Origin of the sequence: Shewanella sp. 38A_GOM-205m (genome assembly GCF_000518445.1) — a bacterium.
GTDB lineage: Bacteria > Pseudomonadota > Gammaproteobacteria > Enterobacterales > Shewanellaceae > Shewanella > Shewanella algae.
On the sequence record NZ_JADP01000019.1, the window covers coordinates 14405 to 35512 of the forward strand.

Annotated in this window: 19 protein-coding genes; 15 read left to right on the plus strand and 4 right to left on the minus strand. The window is 55.0% G+C overall.

All coding sequences use genetic code 11. The features are described 5' to 3' along the window. Positions 1–76 precede the first annotated feature (76 nt). Positions 77–1711 (minus strand): hypothetical protein, encoded by a 1635-nt coding sequence (locus N512_RS0112525; RefSeq protein ID WP_028780555.1) that lies wholly within the window; start codon positions 1709–1711, stop codon positions 77–79. A 186-nt stretch (positions 1712–1897) separates the two neighbouring features. On the opposite strand from N512_RS0112525, the gene N512_RS0112530 reads away from it, so the two are divergent. The 4 genes from N512_RS0112530 to N512_RS0112545 all read left to right on the plus strand — a co-directional run bounded on the left by N512_RS0112530 (position 1898) and on the right by N512_RS0112545 (position 7851). Further along, entirely contained in the window at positions 1898–2485 is a 588-nt protein-coding gene (locus N512_RS0112530; protein ID WP_028780556.1) for a YhgN family NAAT transporter, read from the plus strand. A gap of 33 nt (positions 2486–2518) precedes the next feature. Beyond that, positions 2519–4648: an MGH1-like glycoside hydrolase domain-containing protein gene (locus tag N512_RS22980; RefSeq protein WP_037474974.1), complete on the plus strand. Its 2130-nt coding sequence runs from the start codon at positions 2519–2521 to the stop codon at positions 4646–4648. A 99-nt stretch (positions 4649–4747) separates the two neighbouring features. Then, the gene (locus tag N512_RS24380) at positions 4748–5035 is read left to right on the plus strand and encodes a hypothetical protein (RefSeq protein ID WP_156029207.1); all 288 of its coding nucleotides are present in this window, start codon (positions 4748–4750) and stop codon (positions 5033–5035) included. Further along, the gene (locus N512_RS0112545) at positions 5032–7851 is read left to right on the plus strand and encodes an immune inhibitor A domain-containing protein (RefSeq protein ID WP_028780557.1); all 2820 of its coding nucleotides are present in this window, start codon (positions 5032–5034) and stop codon (positions 7849–7851) included. Before N512_RS24380 ends, N512_RS0112545 begins: the two co-directional genes overlap by 4 nt. 62 nt (positions 7852–7913) lie before the next feature. Here the strand turns inward: N512_RS0112545 and N512_RS0112550 are convergent, their stop codons facing one another. Continuing rightward, a complete protein-coding gene (locus tag N512_RS0112550; RefSeq protein WP_028780558.1) occupies positions 7914–8492 on the minus strand; it encodes a chorismate--pyruvate lyase family protein in 579 nt (192 codons plus the stop codon). A gap of 105 nt (positions 8493–8597) precedes the next feature. Here N512_RS0112550 and N512_RS0112555 point away from each other — a divergent pair, with 105 nt between their 5' ends. Continuing rightward, a complete protein-coding gene (locus tag N512_RS0112555) occupies positions 8598–9005 on the plus strand; it encodes a flagellar basal body-associated protein FliL (protein ID WP_025010605.1) in 408 nt (135 codons plus the stop codon). Beyond that, on the plus strand, positions 8998–10077 hold the full coding sequence (rlmF, locus tag N512_RS22990) for a 23S rRNA (adenine(1618)-N(6))-methyltransferase RlmF (RefSeq protein ID WP_081737164.1): 1080 nt from the start codon (positions 8998–9000) through the stop codon (positions 10075–10077). Before N512_RS0112555 ends, rlmF begins: the two co-directional genes overlap by 8 nt. Positions 10078–10119: 42 nt before the next feature. Here rlmF and N512_RS0112565 read toward each other — a convergent pair whose 3' ends face one another. Together N512_RS0112565 and N512_RS0112570 are read right to left on the minus strand one after the other, a co-directional pair. Next, positions 10120–11025 carry a helix-turn-helix transcriptional regulator gene (locus N512_RS0112565; protein ID WP_025010607.1) on the minus strand — a complete coding sequence of 302 codons (906 nt, stop codon included), beginning with the start codon at positions 11023–11025 and terminating at the stop codon, positions 10120–10122. Positions 11026–11049: 24 nt separating this feature from the next. Then, positions 11050–11880: a formate dehydrogenase accessory sulfurtransferase FdhD gene (locus N512_RS0112570; RefSeq protein WP_037474977.1), complete on the minus strand. Its 831-nt coding sequence runs from the start codon at positions 11878–11880 to the stop codon at positions 11050–11052. A gap of 278 nt (positions 11881–12158) precedes the next feature. On the opposite strand from N512_RS0112570, the gene N512_RS0112575 reads away from it, so the two are divergent. The 9 genes from N512_RS0112575 to N512_RS0112615 all read left to right on the plus strand — a co-directional run bounded on the left by N512_RS0112575 (position 12159) and on the right by N512_RS0112615 (position 21103). Then, on the plus strand, positions 12159–12617 hold the full coding sequence (locus N512_RS0112575) for a DUF3305 domain-containing protein (protein ID WP_025010609.1): 459 nt from the start codon (positions 12159–12161) through the stop codon (positions 12615–12617). Further along, positions 12617–13243, plus strand: coding sequence for a DUF3306 domain-containing protein (locus N512_RS0112580; protein ID WP_028780560.1), 627 nt, complete (start codon positions 12617–12619; stop codon positions 13241–13243). Before N512_RS0112575 ends, N512_RS0112580 begins: the two co-directional genes overlap by 1 nt. A gap of 150 nt (positions 13244–13393) precedes the next feature. Next, positions 13394–15058: a 4Fe-4S binding protein gene (locus tag N512_RS0112585; RefSeq protein ID WP_025889565.1), complete on the plus strand. Its 1665-nt coding sequence runs from the start codon at positions 13394–13396 to the stop codon at positions 15056–15058. Between the two features lie 10 nt (positions 15059–15068). After that, positions 15069–15725 (plus strand): TorD/DmsD family molecular chaperone, encoded by a 657-nt coding sequence (locus N512_RS0112590; RefSeq protein ID WP_025889566.1) that lies wholly within the window; start codon positions 15069–15071, stop codon positions 15723–15725. A gap of 75 nt (positions 15726–15800) precedes the next feature. Then, positions 15801–15998: a twin-arginine translocation signal domain-containing protein gene (locus tag N512_RS0112595; RefSeq protein ID WP_025010612.1), complete on the plus strand. Its 198-nt coding sequence runs from the start codon at positions 15801–15803 to the stop codon at positions 15996–15998. 18 nt (positions 15999–16016) lie between these two features. Next, positions 16017–18866, plus strand: a complete 2850-nt coding sequence (locus N512_RS0112600) for a molybdopterin-dependent oxidoreductase (protein WP_028780562.1) — start codon at positions 16017–16019, stop codon at positions 18864–18866. Positions 18867–18893: 27 nt separating this feature from the next. After that, positions 18894–19490 (plus strand): formate dehydrogenase FDH3 subunit beta, encoded by a 597-nt coding sequence (fdh3B, locus tag N512_RS0112605; protein WP_025010613.1) that lies wholly within the window; start codon positions 18894–18896, stop codon positions 19488–19490. 45 nt (positions 19491–19535) lie between these two features. Beyond that, positions 19536–20534 carry a formate dehydrogenase subunit gamma gene (locus N512_RS0112610; protein ID WP_028780563.1) on the plus strand — a complete coding sequence of 333 codons (999 nt, stop codon included), beginning with the start codon at positions 19536–19538 and terminating at the stop codon, positions 20532–20534. A 371-nt stretch (positions 20535–20905) separates the two neighbouring features. Then, a complete protein-coding gene (locus tag N512_RS0112615) occupies positions 20906–21103 on the plus strand; it encodes a twin-arginine translocation signal domain-containing protein (protein ID WP_025010614.1) in 198 nt (65 codons plus the stop codon). Positions 21104–21108 lie beyond the last annotated feature (5 nt).

The following is a 21108-nucleotide window of genomic DNA, read 5'->3' on the forward strand; positions in this document are numbered from 1 at the left end:
GCTGTCCTTATGCCTGGTCTAAATGCGGGCTTATCCCACAAGTTAGCCAACAAAGGCGCCCATTGACAGGGTTAAATCAGTGAGAGCCTTTGTCTTGATGCTTGTGGCCATTATGGTGAGCATGGCCGTGTGAGTCATGGCTGCTCGAACCGTGGCTATGTGAACCATGGTTGTGGCCTGAGTCATTGTGTTGTCCCGAGCCATGATCATGGCTGTGGCCTTTGGCCAGCCACATCCCCCGTAAAAACTTACGTGGCCCCTGACGCAGCAAGCTGCTGGAGTAGAGCAGACACAGCAGCGTCAGCGCCGGGTAGCTTATCTCTTTCGGCAGATCGCCCAGCTCACGCCACTGTGGTTGCCACCAGGCAATGCCGCTAAGCAAAATGAGTAACAGCAACAACATACCGAGCCGTTGGCTCCAGCTCATCAACTTGAGTTGTGACAGGTTAAGCACAGGTGCGGCTATCAGGGTCAAGGCTACTGCCAAGGGGCTCCAGCCACTGTAGGCCAGCGACATAGCCAACACGGCGGCGCCCAGATTACAGAAACGCAGCGGCAGAAACAGCAAGGCCAGCACCAGCACTTGCGCCACCGGATGCGACAGCGGCACTGACGGATGGCCTATCAGATTGGCGAGGATCAGACTGAGCAAGATCCAGGGCGCGCTTCTATCCACCAGATGGGTGAAACCGAAATGCCAGGGCGACTGCGGCACCTTGGCGTGGGGATCGGTCAATTCGACGTGGGCACGGCTCAAAAACAGTCCCAACGCGACAAGAGCGAGTGCTTGCAGCAGGGCAAACTGCCAGCCCAGCAGTACCAAGGTCAGCAACAAGGCTTCGGGGCCGGCGAGGCGTTGCAGCCAGCGCCCCGGTAGCGAGGCTTGAGTAGGTGACAGCCCCGCGGCAAAACGTATGCTGGCCAGGGCGTAGGCCGCCAGCAATACCGGGGCCAGTAACAACAGCCAGTGCAGCAGTTGATCTGTGCTGTGGTCATGATGAGCGTGTTGGTGGCCGCCGGAATCCATCATCAGCAGCAATGCCAGCAGGCCTATCCCCAGCAGGCTGCCTATGCCGGCATGGTATTCATATTTGCTGCTTGGGGTCTGCTGCCCATGGCCATGGGGCTGATGCAGCACCACATGCAAAATAGAACCTGTGACAAAGGCTTGCAGGTAAACGGTATTATCCAGGCTCAGATGGCTGAGCAGCTGCTCACCGGCGAAGTAGCCCACAGAAGTCAGCGCCATCATGGCCAACAAAACCAGGCTGGCCCAACGGGTGCCGACCTGGGGTTTGAGTAACCACCAAATCGCCAGGCCCACAGGCAGTCTGTGCATGATTACCCCAAGCGCCAACAGGCTGGAGTTGCCTTCCTGTTGTGCCAGCACCATGGCGCCACCATCTGTGATGGTGTGCAGCAACAAGCCGCCTATCCCGAGCGTGAGGGTCAGGTTATGGGTGATCTCTGAATAGCGATGAAACAACTTCTCACTGGCACTCGGGCCCCAAAGGCCGAGGATTACGAAGATGATCGCCAGTATGCCGCCGTGTTCCAGCAGTTCCGGCAGGATATGGATCAGTACCAGGCCGCCGAGGGAAACAAAAATAAAGCCGTCCAGACCCTTCTGCAAACCGCTTCCTGAAGAGAAGTAGCGATAAAACAGTGGACCCAGGAGCAGGGCGATACAACTGGCGACGAGATAGAGCATGAATTTCACGGCTGAAGTTTAGAGAACGCCATAGTATACCAGCAGCTGCGCAAATGAGCAGTGCTGTTACCTGGAATTTACCTTGAAGGATTTTCCACCCGAGACCAAGGATAAAAGTCCACTGCCGGTGACCAAAAAGTTATACAATAGTCGACTCTATGTTGTTTTGTTGGTGAATGGATATTTATGGATACTCTGTCGGCTGCCGTAATGCTGTTTCTCATTATGGATCCCTTGGGCAACTTGCCTATCTTTGCCTCTATATTGCGTCATATAGAGCCCAAAAAACGCCGCCGAGTGCTGATCAGAGAGCTAATTTTTGCCTTGTTGATCATGCTGTTGTTTCTTTACGCCGGTGAAGCCATCCTGAGTTTCCTCAACCTCAAGTCAGAATCGGTCAGTATTGCCGGTGGCATTATCCTGTTTCTGATAGCCATCAGGATGATCTTCCCCCAACCCGGTGGGGTGGTGGGCCTGGCCGCCGGTGAAGAGCCTTTCATTGTGCCGATGGCGATTCCCTTGATGGCGGGCCCTTCGATTCTGGCGGCGCTGATACTGCTGGCCCATACGGATAGCAGCCGTATGACGGACTGGACCATAGCCCTGGTAGCGGCTTGGGGCGCCAGTGTGGTTATCCTTATGTTCTATAAGCTATTTACCCGGGTGTTGGGTGACAAGGGGCTCACGGCGGTCGAGCGCTTGATGGGTATGGTGCTGGTGATGATTTCGGTGCAGATGTTCCTCGATGGCGTCTCCCGATATTTGAATCCCTGAGTTGTTAACCGTTTTGTTGAGTCGGAGGTAGAAGTGCTTAGTTGTGCCCTGATCTGTGCTTTGAGTCTGGCCGCCGGAGATTATGACAATCTCTTGCCCTATCAAGGCACGCCGCAACAAGCACAGGAGCGGGATGTCGCCGGGAATCTGAAGATCCCCGCTGTCTACATGGATATGGGCGCCTGGCATGGATACCACCTGCCGGATGATCCTGCATTTTATGGCAGCTTCACCGGCCCCTTGATCATCGCCCAGGAATACAGCCTGCATCTGGCGTCCAGCTTGCAGCACCTCAGCGTATTGGAGTTGAGCACAGGGCAAGCGAAGAATTTTGCCGAAGCGGAGAGACGCCTGTTCAGTCGCCCGGATGGCTTGTATCAGGAATATCGCTGGCAAGATCTCAGCCTCAGCACCAGGCTCTATTTTGCCGATGAACGCAGCTCTCTGATTGAGACTGTGCTGGAAAATACCGGCTCCCAAGCCGGTCAGTGGCAATTGCAGTGGCAGGGAGAGCCCTTCGACAAGGCGGTAGGCAAGCCCTGGATTGCCGGCAGACATTTTGCGACCAATCAACTGGAGTGGCAGTTTCGGCCACTGAGAAAAACCTGGTCGCTGCTGCTCGATGATGCCAAATTCCGCATAAGCTTCCGTGAACCCACCTTCCTGGAAGAGCGGGGGGCTCGGGGGTACCGAGCCAGTTCTGAAGTGCTGAACCTGGCCCCCTCTGAGCGGCGCAGTTTTCTCAGTGCCCAACAATATTTTCACACCGCAGCTGAGGCAAAGCCGCTGCAGTGGCCTAAGTTGTTGCAGAGCGCCGAGCGCAACCATAGTCGCTGGGGTTGGCGTCTGGCCAAGTTAGCCGATGGTGACTTGGGGCAAAAGCGCATGGCGGCCAGGGCCATCAGCACCCTGGCACATAACTGGCGCAGCCCGGCCGGGGCCCTGCGTCACCACGGGGTAACGCCTTCGGTCACCTACCAATGGTTCAATGGTCTCTGGGCCTGGGATAGCTGGAAACAGGCGGTGGCCTTGGCGCGAGTCGAGCCCTGGCTTGCCAAGTCCAATGTGCGGGCGATGTTTGACTATCAATTTGATGAGCAGGATCCCGTCAGGCCCCAGGATGCCGGCAGCATGCCGGATGCGGTGTTTTACAACCAAGATGCGGCCCGCGGCGGTGACGGCGGCAACTGGAATGAGCGGAATGGCAAACCGCCGTTAGCGGCCTGGGCCGTATGGGAGATCTACCTTCAGGACAGTGACAAGGCATTTGTCGCCGAGCTTTACCCAAGACTGATGGCCCTGCATGCCTGGTGGTATCGCAACCGGGATAATGACGGCAATGGCCTGGCGGAATATGGCGCCAATCTGCATCCGTTGCACGGTGAGCCCGGGGCGCTTAATCGTGATGCTATCGTTCAGGCGGCAGCCTGGGAGTCCGGGATGGACAATGCGCCCAGATTTGATGCCAATAACAGCCTGCAGGTACTGGAAAACCGCGATACCAAGGGGCGTTTGCTCGGCTACTCACTCAATCAGGAGAGTGTCGATCTCAATGCATTTCTCTATGCCGATAAGCAGTATCTGGCGCAAATGGCCAGTCTGCTGGGGCGGGAAGCCGAAGCAATGCAACTGCGGCAACAGGCCCAGCGACTGGGACAAGCGATTCGGCAGGCGTTTTACGACCCTGCCAGCGGTTTCTTCTACGATGTACGCTTCGATGCCGAGGGCAAGCGGCGATTGCTCAGCGACAATAAGGGCACTGAAGGTTGGATCCCGCTGTGGGCCAGTGTCGCTTCGCCTGAGCAGGCCGAAGCGCTGATAAAGCGGCAACTTAGGCCAGAAAGCTTCGGCACCCAGGTGCCGTTTCCGACCGTGAGCCGCGACAGCCCAGAGTTTGCCCCCGACAGATATTGGCGTGGGCCGGTATGGCTGGATCAGGCCTTCTTTGCCATCAAGGGGTTGCAGCATTACGGTTACCGGCAACAGGCAAGTGCAATGTCGCGGCGTTTGCTGGCGGCCACTGCCGCCGATAGCCGGGATCTGCCGATACGGGAAAACTACCATCCGCTCAGTGGTGAAGGACTGCATTGCACCAACTTCAGCTGGTCAGCTTCGGTCTTGTTGTTGCTTTATAGTGAAGGTTTGTTGTCTGAGGCTGAATAATCCCTGAATGAGGCGAATTGGTCGCAACTTTCTGCTGTGCAATCTCATGTGCTGCTGTTAATCTTCTGTACTATCTCTGTTAACGATAAGGTGCGACCGGTGCGACTGCCATCAACTCTTGCTATCTGTTTGTTTCTGGGTGCCTGTCAGGCCGGGGACGGCACGGGAACCGACGTCGTTCAGGAAGGAAACCGAGAGGTTAAACCTTTGTTGCCTTGTGGCAGTGGGGCACCTGTAGTAAATCGGGCTAAAATTAAAACCAGTCTGATAGAGCGCAACATCATCACTCCGCAAATGAGTGAGCAAGAGGCCGAAGCCAAGGTCTCTGAATATATCCAGCAGCGCAATCAGAAGTTTGAAAAATGTATTAAGGAGCCCAAGTCATGAGTTTGAAGTCGTTACTGGCACTGGCCTTGGGGGCATCTTGCCTATTTGGGGCAACGAATGTTTTAGCCGCTACGGCTCCGGCGGATCCCGGAGTGATCAATAAAGAGCAGATCCTCTATTGGCTGGTGAAACGCGGTGAACTCGATGCCGAGGCCTCTGAAGAGGAACGGCAGCAGGCGCTGGCGTCTTATACGGCCAAATCTACTGGTGCAGGCAGCAAGGCCGCACAAGTGCTCAAGGCCAGAGAACAGCAACTGCTGCAACAGGCACGAAGTAATAGCCTGCGTCAAAGCAAGTTAATGCGGGCACAGTCGCGGGTGGCCGATACCGATGTAACCAAGCGGGTCAAGGTGTTGGCCGTGCTGGTGGATTTTCCCGACTTGCCCTATAACGCCAATCGCCTGAGTCCAGGCGATACCGAGATGTATTACGCCAACTACTCGGTAGCCCATTACCGTAGTCTATTGTTTTCCGATGCGGGTTTCCCTGGGCCCCAGGGGCAAACACTGCCCTCAGCCTATCAGTACTATCAAGCGGTTTCCGGCCAGAGCTTTTTCTTCAACGGTGATGTGAAAGGTTGGTTCAGAGCCAGCCAGAATGCCGCCTACTATGGTGCCAACGACCCGAATAACAACAATGACGACAAGGCTGCCACCGAATTGGTGGAAGAGGCGGTCGCGGCTGCAGTTGCTACCATGAGCGCCGATGAGCTGGCGCAGTATGATATTGAAGATCCATATGATATCGACGGTGACGGCAACCTGGATGAACCCGATGGGATTTTGGATCATGTGATGATCTTCCATTCCAGCATAGGTGAAGAGGCCGGTGGCGGCGTGCTCGGTGATGATGCCATCTGGTCACACAGATTCTTTGTTCCCTCGGCGCCAGGTCAATATGGTCAGGCTATCCCGGGCAGCAATATGCGTCTGTTCGGTTACACCATTCAGCCGCTGGATGCCGGAACCGGTGTCTGTACCCATGAGTTTGGTCACGACCTCGGTTTACCGGATGAGTATGACACCAGTACCGAAGCCAGCGACGGTTCACCTGTGGGCCTCTGGTCTCTGATGTCAGGCGGCAGCTGGGCAGGTTCTCCGAGAGGCTCGCAGCCAAGTGGTTTCAGCCCCTATGCCCGCTCATTCCTGCAGGACAGATACAAGGGCCGCTGGGTCAACGAACAATCCCTGGATTATCAGGCGCTGGATAGCAACGGTACTCAAGTGACGTTGGAGCATGCCAATAGCAGTGGCGTAAACCAGTTGGCCATCAAGCTGCCGTCTGATTCCATCGCCTTTACCCCTGCCTATCAGGGGCAATACCAGTACTATTCGAATCAGGGCGATCAGCTCAACAATGCATTGTCGTTCGAGCTGCAACTACCCATGAGTACCAGTTTGACCCTGAAGATGAAGGCCCATTGGCAGATAGAGCAGGACTACGACTATGTGCAGCTGCTGGTGGATGGGGTGCCATTGGCGGGAAGCCATACCAAGAGCAGCAACAGCATCAACAATGCCGCCAATATTATCAGTGGTGACTCGGCGGCCTTGTCCGGTGGTGAGGGGGAACAGGGCTGGCAGGAGATAAGCTTTGATCTCAGCGCCTATGCCGGTATGAGCAAGCAGATAAGCCTGGTGTATCGTACCGATGAGGCAGTCGGTGGCTATGGCTTTGCTGTCGATGATATACGTCTTGAGAGTGACGGCAATCTGGTCTACAGCGATGATGCCGAGACGGCTCTGGAGACTGTGGTGCTTTCCGGTTTTGTTCGCACCGACGATACTCGCCCGGGCGCGCCGCGGCGTTATCTGCTGCAACTGCGCAACTATCAGGGCGTTGATGCCGGACTGCAGCAGGATAGCTATGAGCCAGGGCTCTTGGTTTGGTATGAAAACTTGGCCTACAGCGACAACAAGGTGGCTGAGCATCCTGGATACGGCCTCATTGGGGTGGTAGATGCGGATCAAAACCTGATAGGTAACCGGGACTCTGAGGTGCAGGTCCGTGATGCCGGCTTCAGTCTCTATCCACAGTCGGCTTTCTTCGGTGATACCCATCTTGGCAACAATAGTCTGTTTGATGACAGCGATGACTATAGCGCACCACTCAAGCCCCAGGCTGGCCTGGTGCTGCCCAAGCTGGGTCTTATGGTGCAGCTTTTGACCCAGGAGCAAGACAGCAGCCAGGCGCAGCTGTTGGTGAGTAAACGCGGCGACAGCAACGGCACAGAGCTCAGCGCCAGCATTTCGGCCCAGCAGGAAGGTGGCGATGTCAGTTTCAGCGCCAATCTCAGTGGCGGTACTGCACCTTACACTTATCAGTGGGACTTTGGTGTCGGCGGCGTTGGCAGTACTCAAGCGACGCCTCAATACAGCTACAGTGAGTCCGGCACCTACACAGTCACACTGACGGTGACAGACGCCAATAACCGGCAGACCGTGACCAGCTTGCAACTGACTGTCAGCATTCCTCTGTCGGCGCTGTTCGATATCAGTGGTACAGGTTTAACCGTGCAGTTCAATAACCTCAGCCGCGGTGGCAGCGGAGAACTCAGTTATCAGTGGGACTTTGGTGATGGCCAGAGCAGCACAGTTGCTTCTCCCTCGCATACCTACAGTGCGGCGGGCAGCTACAGTGTGCGCTTGGTTGTGACTGACTCACAGAATAATCAGAGCAGTAATAGTCGCACCTTGGTGGTCTCCAACCCGGTTGTGCCCAATACGACACAAAGCAGTTCCGGCGGTGGTGGTGGCAGTCTCGGTGGCCTGAGCCTATTGGGGCTGGCGCTAATCGCCTGGCGGCGCAGGCGTTGACAGAATAAGGGACGCTTTGGTGTCCCTTATGTTTTGGGGAGTTCAGTAAAGGCTTTGTTTGATTAGGGGGCTAGTGGGCCTTGGTTAATGGCGGCAACCGCCGCTGGCAGGAAAATTTCACCGACAATCAGCTGTTGCTCCTGGAAGTGAAAATAACGTCTTCTGCCCCATATTGCCTCAGTGGTGGGTTGTGACAGTGAATCGGCGAGGGAGGCAATCCTGGATTGGCTGTCGAAACTGGCGACTTCTATGGCGCCGGGTTCAAAGCCGATATCGCCGAACAACAACTCTCCCAGTGGGCGGGTGCCCAACTTGCCCAGTCTCTGCTGTTGCTCCAGCAGCTTTGCCGGGATCAGGGTGCGGCCAAAGACCCAGGGTGTACCGTCCAGGCAGAGCAATACTTCCCTGATCCAGATGGCTTTATGTTCCTTACCCTGCCACTCTTGAGCCGCGGTGGGCAGCATGGCTTCGCCGAGCAGTCTGACCTCAAAATGATGACAGCAGCTCTTGAGTCTCTGGGTGAGACTGCCTGTCGCCAGCAGCCAATCGTGCAATGGCGCTGCGGGAAGTTGCTGTGATTGCTCTGGCGAAAACCACTGAATTGATTCACCATAAGGAAAGCTTAAACTGGTCACACTCATCGGATACCCGGTACAATATTACAACCCGGGAGTCTATCACGCTTGCCCACAGGCAGATAGATCGCAAGGGGCGTCGGCACAAGTCACGGGAGCTTGATACTCAATATGAAACGCGTTTTGACACTGTTGTTTTTTATGCTGGCAGGCATGTTGCAGCCTGTGATGGCGGCCGATGAAAAGCCCGCCGAAGATACTTATGCTTACTATGGCTTTGAGCCTGAAATAGTGACCAACTATATCTCCAACCGCAAGAAGTTGGGGTTTGTGCGCATCAGTGTTGAGCTTATGGTGAAAGATCCCCAGGACCTGGTGGCCTTGCAACACCATGATCCCCTGCTGCGGGCCGCGATAGTGGAGATTCTCGGTAACCAACCCGAGGACAGGGTCAAGTCGCTTACCGGCAGAGAAGAGATCCGCCGTGAGTGTTACGACACAGTCAATCGTTTGCTGGAGCAGGAAACCGGTCGGGCGCTGGTGGTGAATCTGCTGTTTACCAAATACCTGTATGACTGAGGTCAAAAAGCATCGGCTCAACGCCTCGAAAGGCAAGGCCAGGGCCGAGATAAAGGTTAGGACAAGAGTAAAGAAAAAGACCCAAGAGACGACGGTCGGCAAAACCTCGGTTAAAACGGGTGGAAAAGCCAAGGACAAGGGCCTCCATTCGCGCAACCTGCACCGCCAGGGCTATGATTTTGCCGCCCTGGTCGCCAGTTTTCCTGCGCTTGCGCCTCACCTTATCACCACAGACTATGGCCAGGTTTCTATTCCCTTTGCCGAGCCGCAAGCTGTCTTGGCCCTCAATGCCGCCTTGTTGCAGCACCATTATCATATCCAGGGTTGGCAGTTGCCCGAGGGCTATCTGTGCCCGCCCATCCCCGGGCGGGTGGACTATCTGCATCATATCGCCGACCTGCTGGCCGAAGGCGGTAAAATCCCCCAAGGCCGGCGTATTCGCGGCCTGGATATAGGTACGGGAGCCAACGGCGTCTACCCCTTGCTTGGTTCAAGTGTCTATGGCTGGCAGTTTGTCGGGGCCGATATCAACCCCGTGGCGCTGGATAATGTCGCCGGCGTTTTACAGCACAATTCCAAGCTGGCCAGCGCCATTGAACTGCGGCTACAGCCCGAACCGGAACAGATATTTCATGGTCTTTTGCAGACCGGGGAGTGTTTTGATTTCAGCCTCTGTAACCCGCCGTTTCATGCCTCGGCCGCCGATGCCCTTAGCGGCAGTGAACGCAAACAGCGCAATTTGGCGGCAAGTCGCGGTGAGCAACATCAGCGTCAGGAGCACAAGCTGAACTTCGGCGGTTGTCAGGCCGAGCTTTGGTGCGATGGTGGTGAGCAGGGGTTCCTGCTGCGGATGATTCACGAAAGCCGCGACTATGGCGGACAAGTGCTGTGGTTTTCTTCGCTGGTGTCCAAGGGTGACAACCTCAAACCCTGTCAGCAGGCGTTAAAGCAACTTGGCGCCAAAGAGGTCAAGATACTGGAGATGCAGCAGGGCAATAAGCAGACCCGGGTGTTGGCCTGGAGTTTCTTTGATGCCGCCGCCAGACTCCAATGGTGGAAGTTCAAGGCTTGAGGCCCGCCGCTGGCAGACCTCAAAGTGGATTGAAAATCTGAGTTACTCCGGACTCCAAAGCAACTGACCACAGTCGGTGAGGTCATAGCCGCCGAGTAGGGCGGCCATCTGCCGGGTGTGGCTGCCGCCGAGCATCTTGAACAGTTGCTGCAACTGGCGGCGGAAGTAGATCCCCTGTGGCATGACAAAGTCGAAAGACTCAGTCACCAAGGGCACAAAGCTCAGGCCGCTTTCCATGGCGACAGCCTGACAGCCGAAACCTATATCGGCATCGCCTCGGGCAATATAACCCGCCAGTTCCCGCTCACTGAAGGCGGTGAGTACTGAGTTGAGCTGCTCAAGCTTGGCGCCTTGTTTCAACAGCCAATGTTCCAGATGTTGCTGGCTACCGGCGCCGCCTTGGCGGGTAACCCAACGCCAGGAGAGTTGCAGTACCTTGCTTTCTTCCTGACACCTGTGGTGCATATCCGGCCGCACAATCAGCCCCTGCTGGCGGTTATAGCCGTGAACCATGATCCATTGCTGGTGGTTGGGATACCCCTTCAGCAACGCCGTATGACGGATATTGCGCTCCTCTAAACTGCCCCAATGCAAGGTACAGACATCGGCGTAGCCCTTGGACAAGAGCTCCAGCCCCAGGCGGGAACCTGTGGCGCTGTAGCTGATCAGTTCTCGACTGCCTACCTGGGCCATCAACCTGGCCACCTGCATCGACAGCAAGGGGTCATCACTGCCGGTGATCAACAGTCGGTCGGTTAACATGCCACTGTGGCAGGAGTCCATGATCCAACGGTCGATTAATATTTTTGGAAACAGCCATTTACCTGTGATTTTGGTCGCCGGCAGCATACGCTCGTTGGCCATGGCATAGACCTTCTTTTCGTTGAGGTCCAGATACTCGGCCACCTGCTTGGCGCTCATATAGACAAGTTCGCTGGGCTCCGTCATCACATCTCCTTGGTATCTTGGGTATCAGCGTGGATTGCTGGCATCAAACTCGATATTGTCGGCACCATTGTACACCAGGAAATGGCGCCCTTTAGCGCGGGCGACCATGGTGATCCCCAGCTTTTGTGCCAGTTCCAGGCCCATTTGGGTGACACCACTGCGGGACAAGAGCACGGGGATCCCCATCTTGGCGACCTTGATAACCATCTCGGAGGTGAGCCGCCCCGTGGTGTAAAAAATCTTGTTGTCGCCTCTGTCCTGCTCCAGCCACATCTCACCGGCCAGGGTATCCACCGCATTGTGGCGGCCAACATCTTCGACAAAGGACTTTATCTTATCCGCTTCACACAGACCACAGCCGTGAACTGCGCCGGCATTCTTGTAGGTTTGGTTGTATTCACTGATGTTTTTCAACAGGGAGTAGAGCATGCTCTGCTTCAGTTTCGGTTGCGGCAGGACTATGTCGTCCAATCCTTCCATAAAGCCGCCGAAGACAGTGCCCTGGCCACAGCCCGTGGTAACTGTCTTGTCGGCCAGCTTGGCGTCCAGATCCTCAGTCTGCTCACGGGTGATCACGGCAGCGGAAGCCACGTCCCAGTCGACAATCACAGATTCCAGTTGCGATACATCATTGATAAAGCCTTGATTCTTCAGGTAACCCAGTGCCAGGGCCTCGGCTCTTGCACCCAAGGTCATCAGGGTGACTATCGGTCGCCAGTTGAGGTAGACAGTCAGCGGTCTTTCACACGCGACATACTTCTCCTGCAGTTGGCCATTTTCATCGACCGCAGTCACGGCAATGGTCAAAGGCACCTGGGTATTGGTCTTGATCAATTGGGGTTTGGCACTGGTCATTATCGAACCTTCACAGAGAGCATGGGCCACAGCATAGCAATATTTATACCGTCACAGGATTCAGGCTGCAAAATGCGTGATCCGCAGCAAGCGCCGACGGCACTCAGGTCATGAATGTCCCAAACCAGATTGCATATTGGACAAAATGTCCTATTTTTAGCCTTAAATAGATGATCAAGTTCAAACTTATTTCTCAAATGGCAACTGGCACTAAAATTGCAAAGTCTTGGGGATCTTACTTATGCCCGAAAATAATCCCATCGGGAGGGAGAGTCAGTATGCAACATTCCGAAAGCGTATGGCCCATGTACGTTTCACTGAAAAAAGTGGAGAAACAGGTCGGTCGTTGGACATCCATCAGCTGGGAGCTGGACCAAATCGTGCCCGCCACCCATGAGGCGCCGCCGGGAGCCAAGCTGGTCCTGCTGGAGTTGTTTCGTGATGAGCGTGCCAGTTACCGCCTTAATCTGGATATGGACAATCCCATGCTTTACATAGTTTGCGACGAAGATGTCGAGGGCAACTGGATCCCAGCCGCCATCTCCGCCGACCAAAATGTCGCAGCCGGTTGTCTCGAAGGGGATACCCCAGTACTGAATATGCCGATGCCGGAGGCGATTGCCTGCTGGATTGAAGCCTTCATAACCCGCCACGGTGAAGTGGAAATCACCGCCCACAGACGTAAACATGTTAACCGCCGCAAGGAATTGGCCGAAGACAACATTCGGAGGCACTGATGGCCGAAAAGAGTGGATTCCTCAGCCGCTGGGCACTGCGTAAGCAACAAGTACAGGACGGTGAAACCCCTATCGATGAACCGCTGCAAGACGTTCCTCCCCAAGCGGAAGTTGTTGCAGAGACAGAGCCGGAAACTCAGGCCGCGCTCGAAACTCTGCCAGAGACTGAGTCGCAGGAAGAAAAATTGCTGACTGCCGAAGACTTGCCCGACCCCAGCGGTATCGAGGTTGGCGGCAGTTTCGCCAGCTTTATGGCCAAGAATGTCGACCCGGCAGTCAAGACCGCTGCCCTGCGTACCCTGTGGAAACAACCTCACTTCAACGAAATCGACGGCTTACTCGAGTACGCACTCGATTACAGCAACCAACCCAAGCTAACCGCTGAAGCTTCGGCTGAATTAGCCAAGAAAGTTTTCCGTCACGTACTGGAAAAAGAGGAGCCGGAAGAGGCAGAAGAAGCCCTGGCCGAAACCGATGCTTCCCAAGGGGATGCCGAGGTCGACATGTCACAGTTGGCCGAGCAATCTGCGCCACAGTCGCCAACGGACAATTTGGACGGGGATGTGACTGCAGAGGCCCAAAATGCCACAGATGCAGTGGCCGAAACTCATAAGCCGGTTGTTTGACGTCAGTTTAACAGCCTTTAATGCCCATAATTTTGGTATGTGAATTGCTGTGTTCAGGCTATAGCAAGCTGTAAATCAATAATAAAAGCAGCAAGATAAAGAATACGGCCACCGCCATAAACTGTTCAGGAACGCAAAGTGAACAATAGTGTGAGCAATAATCCCGCCCAGCAAGCGCTGCGGCAGGTGCGTCGTGAGGTCAGCCAGCAGACTCAGATTCTGCAAAACCTGATCCCGCCGACCGTAAGTTACACCACAGAGGGGAATGTCCTGGTAATAGGCCCCGAGGATCTGGCTCGGCTGGCGGCAGACAAACTGTCTGCCATGGCCGGTAGAGTGATCTTGGCCAACGAGCCTATCACCAGCCAGGAAGAGGCCCATCTCGAAGCCGTAATGGCTGCCGCCGAAGATGTCGAGAGCTACTACAACAAGCTGATTGGTATCAAAGGCTTCCTCGGTCAATTCCAGGTGAGTGTCGAACATGACAATGGCGCCGCCGAGCTCAGTGTGGTTGCACTGCGCAAGCCGCATTTTGACCTGATCCTCGACCTGAGCCGCGAGCCGCAAATTCAGCTGGAAATGCTGCCACCCGGCTATTTCTATGTGGGTCAGGACCCGCAGAAACTGGCCGAAGCCTTGCAAGAGCTGCCCCAGATGATCGGCCAGTTTGACAAGCCGCGCTATGTCAAGGTCAACGCCGATCTCTGTGCCCATAATCGCAACGGTAATAATGGTTGTAACCGCTGCCTCAACTTCTGTCCGGCCGATGCTATCAAGAGCGTGGCCAAGCAGATTGAGATAGACCCCTATCTGTGCCACGGCGCCGGCAGTTGTACCAATGCCTGTCCAACCGGGGCCATTGCCTACGACCAGCCAACCCCTCAGGCACTGCATTCATACCTGAACAAGTTGATTTCCCGCTTCCGCGAGCAGGCCCAAACCGCGCCTGTGGTGCTGTTCCATGACATGGGACAGGGCGGCGCCCTGATCAACGACGAGTTGCCGGGCGAGGTTCTGCCGGTAGCACTTGAAGAAGTCACGGTTGCCAGCATGGATCATTGGATGGCTTCTTTGGCCTGGGGGGCGCGCCAGGTGTTGATCCTCAACACCAGTGCCACAGCACCGACTCTGACTCAGATGCTCAAGGGTGAACTGGGATTGGCCAATGCCATTTTGGATGAGATGGGGCAGCCACAAAGGATTCGGGTTATCGACGAAGCCGAGCTTGCCAATCTCTGGCCTATACTGGATGTAAGTCTGGACTGGCCTGTGATAGTGCCAGCGGCGATCACTGAGGGTAACAAGCGCACCCAGCTGTATGCCGCTATCGATCACCTCAATGAGCAGGCAGCCAATGTTGATACCCAACTGGCCATGGGTAATGTTCCTTATGGCCTGGTGAATATCAATGCCGACAAATGCACCTTGTGTATGTCTTGTGTCGCAACCTGTCCTACCCAGGCGCTGACCGACGGTGGCGACACTCCGGCACTGTATTTTGTCGAGCAGGATTGTGTGCAGTGTGGTCTGTGTGAGGCCGCCTGTCCGGAGAAGGTGATCAGCCTGACTCCTCAGGTCAATCTGGATAAGGCTGCACGGCAGCAGCGCCGGATCCTGAAAGAAGAAGCTCCGTTCGAATGTATTCGTTGTGGAGCGCCGTTCGCGACCCAGTCTATGGTGCACCGGATGCTGGATATGGTCGGAAGCCACAGCGCCTTCAGTGCCAACATTGAGCGTTTGAAGATGTGTGGTGATTGCCGGGTTAAGGATATGTTTGAAGACATACTCCAGGATCCGGAAAAGCAACTGAGATAAGAGATCCGCTATGACCGAAACAGTAAGAGAAGTATCAGAAAACGATCAGCTTAGAGCAGATATCTATCAGCTGCTGGCGGCGCTGCTGAGGCGCCACCCCAGCCCGGAATTGCTGAGTTTTCTTGGCGACCTCGAAGTCGACGCCAATGACGACAGTGATATGACCAAGGCCTGGTTGGCGCTCAAGTTGGCGGCCGTCCAGTTCGACAGTAATCAGTTGGAAGATGAGTATTTCAACATCTTCCTCGGCGTGGGCTCGGGGGAAATCCTGCCCTATGGCAGCTGGTTTATGACAGGTTCGCTGATGGACAAGCCCTTGGCTTTGCTGCGTCAGGATCTGATGCAGCTGGGCTTCGAGCGCGAAGAAAACGTCAAGGAGCCGGAAGATCATGTTGCTGCCTTGTGCGAGGTGATGAGCGTATTGCTGCTGGAGGCTCCGGCCCATCAGCAACTGGCCTTCTACCGCCGCCATATCGGCAGCTGGATCATACGTTTCTTCGATACCTTGTCCCGTTGTCCCTCCGCCGCGTTTTACGCCGTGGTGGCACAACTCGGCCGGGCCTTCTTTGAAACCGAAATCAATGAGTTTGAACAGCTGGTGCTGAGCACTCCCGTGGTGGAAACCCCGGCGGTACAGATCCAGCCCAAGGCCAGCGAGTTGGCCTGAGAATTTGCCCGTGGCAACACGGGCTAAAGCATGCGGGGGAGTTTCCCCCGTCTACCTTCAACACGAGGAGACACTATGAAGAAGCAAGCTTCCGACATGGGTCGTCGTCAACTGCTCAAGGCATTGGCGATCGGCAGTGCGGCAGGCGCGGTTGCGACTGTCAGTGGTCAAGCCTTGGCGGCCAAGCCTGAAGCACCAGAAGTGCCAAAGGGTGAGGGCTACCGTGAGACTGACCATGTGCGCAATTATTACGCCTCACTGCGTAACAAATAACGATAAGGAGAGTGTGTGATGCGATTAACCCGCAAAACAGACCAGGTCGCGGTGGCTGAAAAGCCCGCTCTGGGTCTGAATCGTCGTCAGTTCCTTAAGTCTGCCGGTTTGGCTACCGGTGGGATTGCCGCAGCATCTATGCTGGGCGCAGGAATGATGCGTAAAGCCGAAGCCAAAGATGTTCCTCACGATGCACCCACTGAAGTGAAGCGTACTATCTGCTCTCACTGCTCAGTAGGTTGTGGTATCTACGCCGAAGTGCAAAACGGTGTTTGGACCGGGCAGGAGCCTGCCGTGGACCATCCATTCAACCGTGGTGGTCACTGTGCCAAGGGCGCGTCACTGCGTGAGCACGGCCATGGTGAGAAACGTCTCAAGTATCCAATGAAACTCGAAGGCGGTAAGTGGAAGCGTCTCAGCTGGGAGCAGGCTATCAATGAAGTCGGCGACAAGATGCTGAAGATCCGCGAAGAATCCGGCCCTGACTCTGTGTACTTCATGGGTAGTGCCAAGTTCTCCAACGAGCAGTCTTACCTGTACCGCAAACTCGCAGCCATGTGGGGCACCAACAACGTCGACCACTCTGCGCGTATTTGTCACTCTACCACTGTAGCCGGTGTGGCCAACACCTGGGGCTATGGTGCGCAAACCAACTCCTTCAACGATATGCACAATGCCAAGTGCATGCTGTTTATCGGCTCCAACCCCAGTGAAGCTCACCCTGTGGCGATGCAACACATTCTGGTAGGTAAAGAGCGCGGTGCCAAAGTCATAGTGGTTGATCCACGTTTCACCCGTACTGCAGCCAAGTCTGACGAGTACGTGCATATCCGTCCCGGTACCGACATTCCTTTCATCTACGGTTTGCTGTGGCATATCTTCGAAAATGGCTGGGAAGATCAGAGCTTTATCGATCAGCGTGTGTACGGTATGGAACGTATCCGCGAAGAGGTGAAGAAGTACAACCCTACCGAGGTTGAGCATGTTGCCGGTGTCGGTGAAGCTCAGATGCGTCGCGTCGCCAAGATGATGGCCGAGCACAAGCCCGGCACTATCGTTTGGTGTATGGGTGGTACTCAGCACCACGTGGGTAACGCCAATACCCGTGCTTACTGTATCCTGCAGTTGGCTCTGGGCAACATGGGTGTTTCCGGTGGCGGTACCAACATCTTCCGTGGTCACGACAACGTACAGGGCGCCACTGACTTTGGTCTGCTGTTCGATAACCTGCCTGGTTACTATGGTCTGACTTCCGGCGCCTGGGCGCACTGGAGCAATGTGTGGGATCTGGATCCTGCCTGGGTCAGCAGCCGTTTCGACCAAGGCGAGTATCTGGGCCAGAAGCCACAGACTTCAGCCGGTATCCCTTGTTCCCGCTGGCACGACGGTGTGTTGGAAGACAAGAACAAGATTGCCCAGAAAGACAATATTCGTCTGGCCTTCTTCTGGGGTCAGTCTGTCAACACCGAAACCCGTGGCCGTGAGGTGCGTGAAGCACTGAACAAGATGGACACTGTGGTAGTCGTTGACCCATTCCCAACCATGGCCGGTGTTATGCACCAGCGTAAAGATGGCGTTTACCTGCTGCCGGCAGCGACTCAGTTCGAAACCTATGGTTCTGTGTCAGCTTCCAACCGTTCACTGCAGTGGCGTTCTCAGGTCATCGACCCTCTGTTCGAGTCGCTGCCTGACCATGTGATCATGTACAAGCTGGCCAAGAAGTGGGGCGTTGAGAAAGAGTTCTGTAAGCACATCAAGGTCAACGGTGAAGAGCCGCTGGTTGAAGATGTCACCCGCGAGTTCAACCGCGGTATGTGGACCATAGGTTACACAGGTCAGAGCCCTGAGCGTCTGAAGATGCACCAGGAAAACTGGGGTACCTTCGACTTTGATACCCTCGAAGCACCCGGCGGCCCAGCCAAGGGTGAAACTTATGGTCTGCCATGGCCATGTTGGGGTACGCCTGAGATGAAACATCCAGGTACCCAAATCCTCTATCGTACCGACCGTGAAGTCCGCTACGGCGGTGGTAACTTCCGTGCCCGTTACGGTGTTGAGCACAATGGCAACAACATACTTGCCGAAGGTTCCTTCTCCAAAGGCAGTGAGATTCAGGATGGTTACCCTGAGTTTACCGACAAGATGCTCAAGCAGCTGGGTTGGTGGGATGACCTGACCGAAGAAGAGAAGAAACACGCCGAAGGCAAAAACTGGAAAACCGATATTTCCGGTGGTATTCAGCGTGTGGCCATAGCTCACGGCTGTATCCCTTATGGTAACGCCAAGGCCCGTTGTATCGTATGGAACTTCCCGGACGACATTCCGTTGCACCGTGAACCTCTGTACACGCCTCGTCGTGACCTGGTCGCCAAGTACCCCACCTACGAAGACCGTATGGTGGCGCGTCTGCCGACCCTGTACAAGTCAATTCAGGACAAAGACTTCGCCAAAGACTTCCCGCTGGCACTGACCTCTGGTCGTCTGGTGGAATATGAAGGCGGCGGTGAAGAAACCCGTTCCAACCCCTGGCTGGCCGAGTTGCAGCAGGAGATGTTTATCGAGATCAGCCCAGGCGATGCAGCCGACCGCGGTCTACGCGATGGCGACGATGTTTGGGTACACAGCCCAGAAGGCGCCAAGATCAAGGTCAAGGCCATGGTAACGCCAAGGGTGATCAACGGTGAATGTTTCATGCCGTACCACTTCGCCGGTATCTTCGAAGGCGAGAGCCTGGTGAAGAACTATCCGGAAGGTACTGTACCTTACGTTCAGGGTGAATCGGCCAACACGGTTCTGACTTACGGCTATGATGTGGTGACACAGATGCAGGAAACCAAATCCAGCCTGTGCCAGATCACCAAAGCCTAACCGTACTTGATGAGGAGATAAGCCATTATGGCAGTCATGAAATTCTTATGTGACACCAAGCGCTGCATCGAGTGTAACGGTTGCGTCACAGCCTGTAAAAATGAAAACGACTCCGCGCTCGAGTGGGGTATCCAGCGTCGCCGCGTGGTGACCATCAATGATGGTCAGCCCGGTGAAGCGTCGATTTCAGTTGCCTGTATGCATTGTACCGACGCGCCTTGTATGGCTGTTTGTCCTGCAGACTGCTTCTACCGCACTGACGATGGCATAGTGCTGCACAACAAAGATACCTGTATCGGTTGTGGCTACTGCTTCTATGCCTGTCCTTTCGGGGCGCCTCAGTTCCCGAAAAAGACCGCCTTCGGCAGTCGCGGCAAGATGGATAAGTGTACTTTCTGTGCCGGTGGTCCAGAGGAAAACTTCTCTGAAGCCGAGCGTAAGAAGTACGGTGCCAACCGTATCGCCGAAGGTAAGTTGCCTATGTGTGCCGAGCTTTGCTCCACCAAGGCACTGCTGGCCGGTGACGCGGAAGTGGTATCCAACATCTATCGTGAGCGGATGGCCGCCAGGGGTAACCCCAATGTGATTTGGGGCTACAATCCCAAGACCGGTGAGATCAACTGAGACAGAGCGGGGGTGGGCTAAGGCCCACCCTGACGAGGAGTGACTATGTTAATCAAATCACTGCGCAGTCTGTTCGCTCTGCTGGTATTGGTTGCCGGGCTGGGGTTTGCTTCCACAGCCATGGCCGCCGATGAACAGTCGAGCCAGCAACAGGCGCAAACCAGTGAGGCCGATCTTTGGCGCGCGGTAAAATCCGGTGAATCCGGCTATACCACTGCCAAGGGGGTTGAAACCGGCGTGCTGATCAACGTGGCCGGTAATCAGGGCAAGGAGCTGCGCAATCAGTACCTGACACCCATTATGGCGATTGCCGTAGTCGGCGTGTTTGGGGCGTTCGTGCTCTTTTACCTGGTGAATGGACCATCCAAGCTGCACCACGGTTTTTCCGGCAAGTTGGTGTTCCGTTGGAGTAAGGCGGACCTGATCATCCACTGGGTAGTGGCAATCAGCTGTCTTATCCTGATCTTCACCGGGCTCAATATCATGTTGGGCAAGCATGTGCTGCAACCCTATGTCAGTGGCGATATTTGGGCGGCACTGATCTATGGCTCCAAGACGATCCACGATTGGGTCGGGCCACTGTTCATCGCCTCCTGGGCGGTACTGGTGGTGAAATGGATGCCGGATCAGCTGTTCAAGAGCTATGACCTCAAGTGGTTCATGCTGGTGGGTGGCTACATCAACTTCGGCCCCTTCAAGGGTAAGCACCCGGATTCGGGTTTTGCCAACGCCGGTGAGAAGATGTGGTTCTGGACCCTGGCCATTTTCGGTCTGTTTATCAGCATTTCCGGCATCATGATGGTGCTGCCCAACCTGGATTTGCCCCGTGAAGCCTCAATGGCGGCGTTGTTGGTGCATGGTGTCAGTGCCACGCTCATTATCGCCTTCACCATAGTGCATATCTGGATGGCAACCGTACTGTCTGAGGGCGGTATGGAGTGTATGAAGTCCGGTTACTGTGATGAGAACTGGGCGATGCAGCATCACAATGTCTGGTATGACGAAATCAAGGCCAACGGTACGCTCAAATATCGAGATAATTGAGCCCCGACCTGATTAAAGACTGCAAACACCCCGGCCTGCCGGGGTGTTTTTTTATGATCTGTTTTTTAACATTGTTTACTTCAAAATCCGCGCGTCACTGATACTTTCGCTATTTTCCTTTTATTGAAAGTTTGAAGCAGTTAACGCTTTGAACAGCCGTTCCCATGGGGCTTACATTCAAACTGTCCCAGATCAAAATCCATCCAGTTGCAAAGCCTTATATTGCCCACGCTTATAGAAGGACTCTATTCATACGTAACGGAATTTTTACCTTTTTTGTACATGAGTGCAGCTTGAGTTGTTAAAGGGCTGGAGTGCACAAAAGAGAGTCGTGTCACCCGCAACGCGGGTGAAAATTATCAGGAGCGAAGATGAAAGACCAGAAGCCAGATCTGAACCGCAGATCCCTGCTGAAGGCTATCACCATAGGCAGTGCCGCGGGTGCCGCGATTGCTGCTACAGGGGTGAGCGCCGCTCAGGCCAATGAGCCTGTTGAAGCGAAGTCCGCAAAAAAGGGCTATCACGAAACAGCGCATATCCGCAGCTATTACAACAGCCTGCGTAGCTAATCCAG

What these genes read in the sequence shown, in the direction of transcription:
- N512_RS0112595 (WP_025010612.1), top strand. Translation starts at nt 15,801, where the DNA reads ATGAAGAAGCAAGCTTCCGACATGGGTCGTCGTCAACTGCTCAAGGCA.
- rlmF (WP_081737164.1), top strand. Translation starts at nt 8,998, where the DNA reads ATGACTGAGGTCAAAAAGCATCGGCTCAACGCCTCGAAAGGCAAGGCC.
- N512_RS0112550 (WP_028780558.1), bottom strand. Translation starts at nt 8,492, where the DNA reads ATGAGTGTGACCAGTTTAAGCTTTCCTTATGGTGAATCAATTCAGTGG.
- N512_RS0112545 (WP_028780557.1), top strand. Translation starts at nt 5,032, where the DNA reads ATGAGTTTGAAGTCGTTACTGGCACTGGCCTTGGGGGCATCTTGCCTA.
- N512_RS0112555 (WP_025010605.1), top strand. Translation starts at nt 8,598, where the DNA reads ATGAAACGCGTTTTGACACTGTTGTTTTTTATGCTGGCAGGCATGTTG.
- N512_RS0112575 (WP_025010609.1), top strand. Translation starts at nt 12,159, where the DNA reads ATGCAACATTCCGAAAGCGTATGGCCCATGTACGTTTCACTGAAAAAA.
- N512_RS0112570 (WP_037474977.1), bottom strand. Translation starts at nt 11,880, where the DNA reads ATGACCAGTGCCAAACCCCAATTGATCAAGACCAATACCCAGGTGCCT.
- N512_RS0112610 (WP_028780563.1), top strand. Translation starts at nt 19,536, where the DNA reads ATGTTAATCAAATCACTGCGCAGTCTGTTCGCTCTGCTGGTATTGGTT.
- N512_RS0112565 (WP_025010607.1), bottom strand. Translation starts at nt 11,025, where the DNA reads ATGACGGAGCCCAGCGAACTTGTCTATATGAGCGCCAAGCAGGTGGCC.
- N512_RS0112615 (WP_025010614.1), top strand. Translation starts at nt 20,906, where the DNA reads ATGAAAGACCAGAAGCCAGATCTGAACCGCAGATCCCTGCTGAAGGCT.
- N512_RS0112590 (WP_025889566.1), top strand. Translation starts at nt 15,069, where the DNA reads ATGACCGAAACAGTAAGAGAAGTATCAGAAAACGATCAGCTTAGAGCA.
- N512_RS0112530 (WP_028780556.1), top strand. Translation starts at nt 1,898, where the DNA reads ATGGATACTCTGTCGGCTGCCGTAATGCTGTTTCTCATTATGGATCCC.
- N512_RS0112600 (WP_028780562.1), top strand. Translation starts at nt 16,017, where the DNA reads ATGCGATTAACCCGCAAAACAGACCAGGTCGCGGTGGCTGAAAAGCCC.
- fdh3B (WP_025010613.1), top strand. Translation starts at nt 18,894, where the DNA reads ATGGCAGTCATGAAATTCTTATGTGACACCAAGCGCTGCATCGAGTGT.
- N512_RS0112525 (WP_028780555.1), bottom strand. Translation starts at nt 1,711, where the DNA reads ATGCTCTATCTCGTCGCCAGTTGTATCGCCCTGCTCCTGGGTCCACTG.
- N512_RS0112580 (WP_028780560.1), top strand. Translation starts at nt 12,617, where the DNA reads ATGGCCGAAAAGAGTGGATTCCTCAGCCGCTGGGCACTGCGTAAGCAA.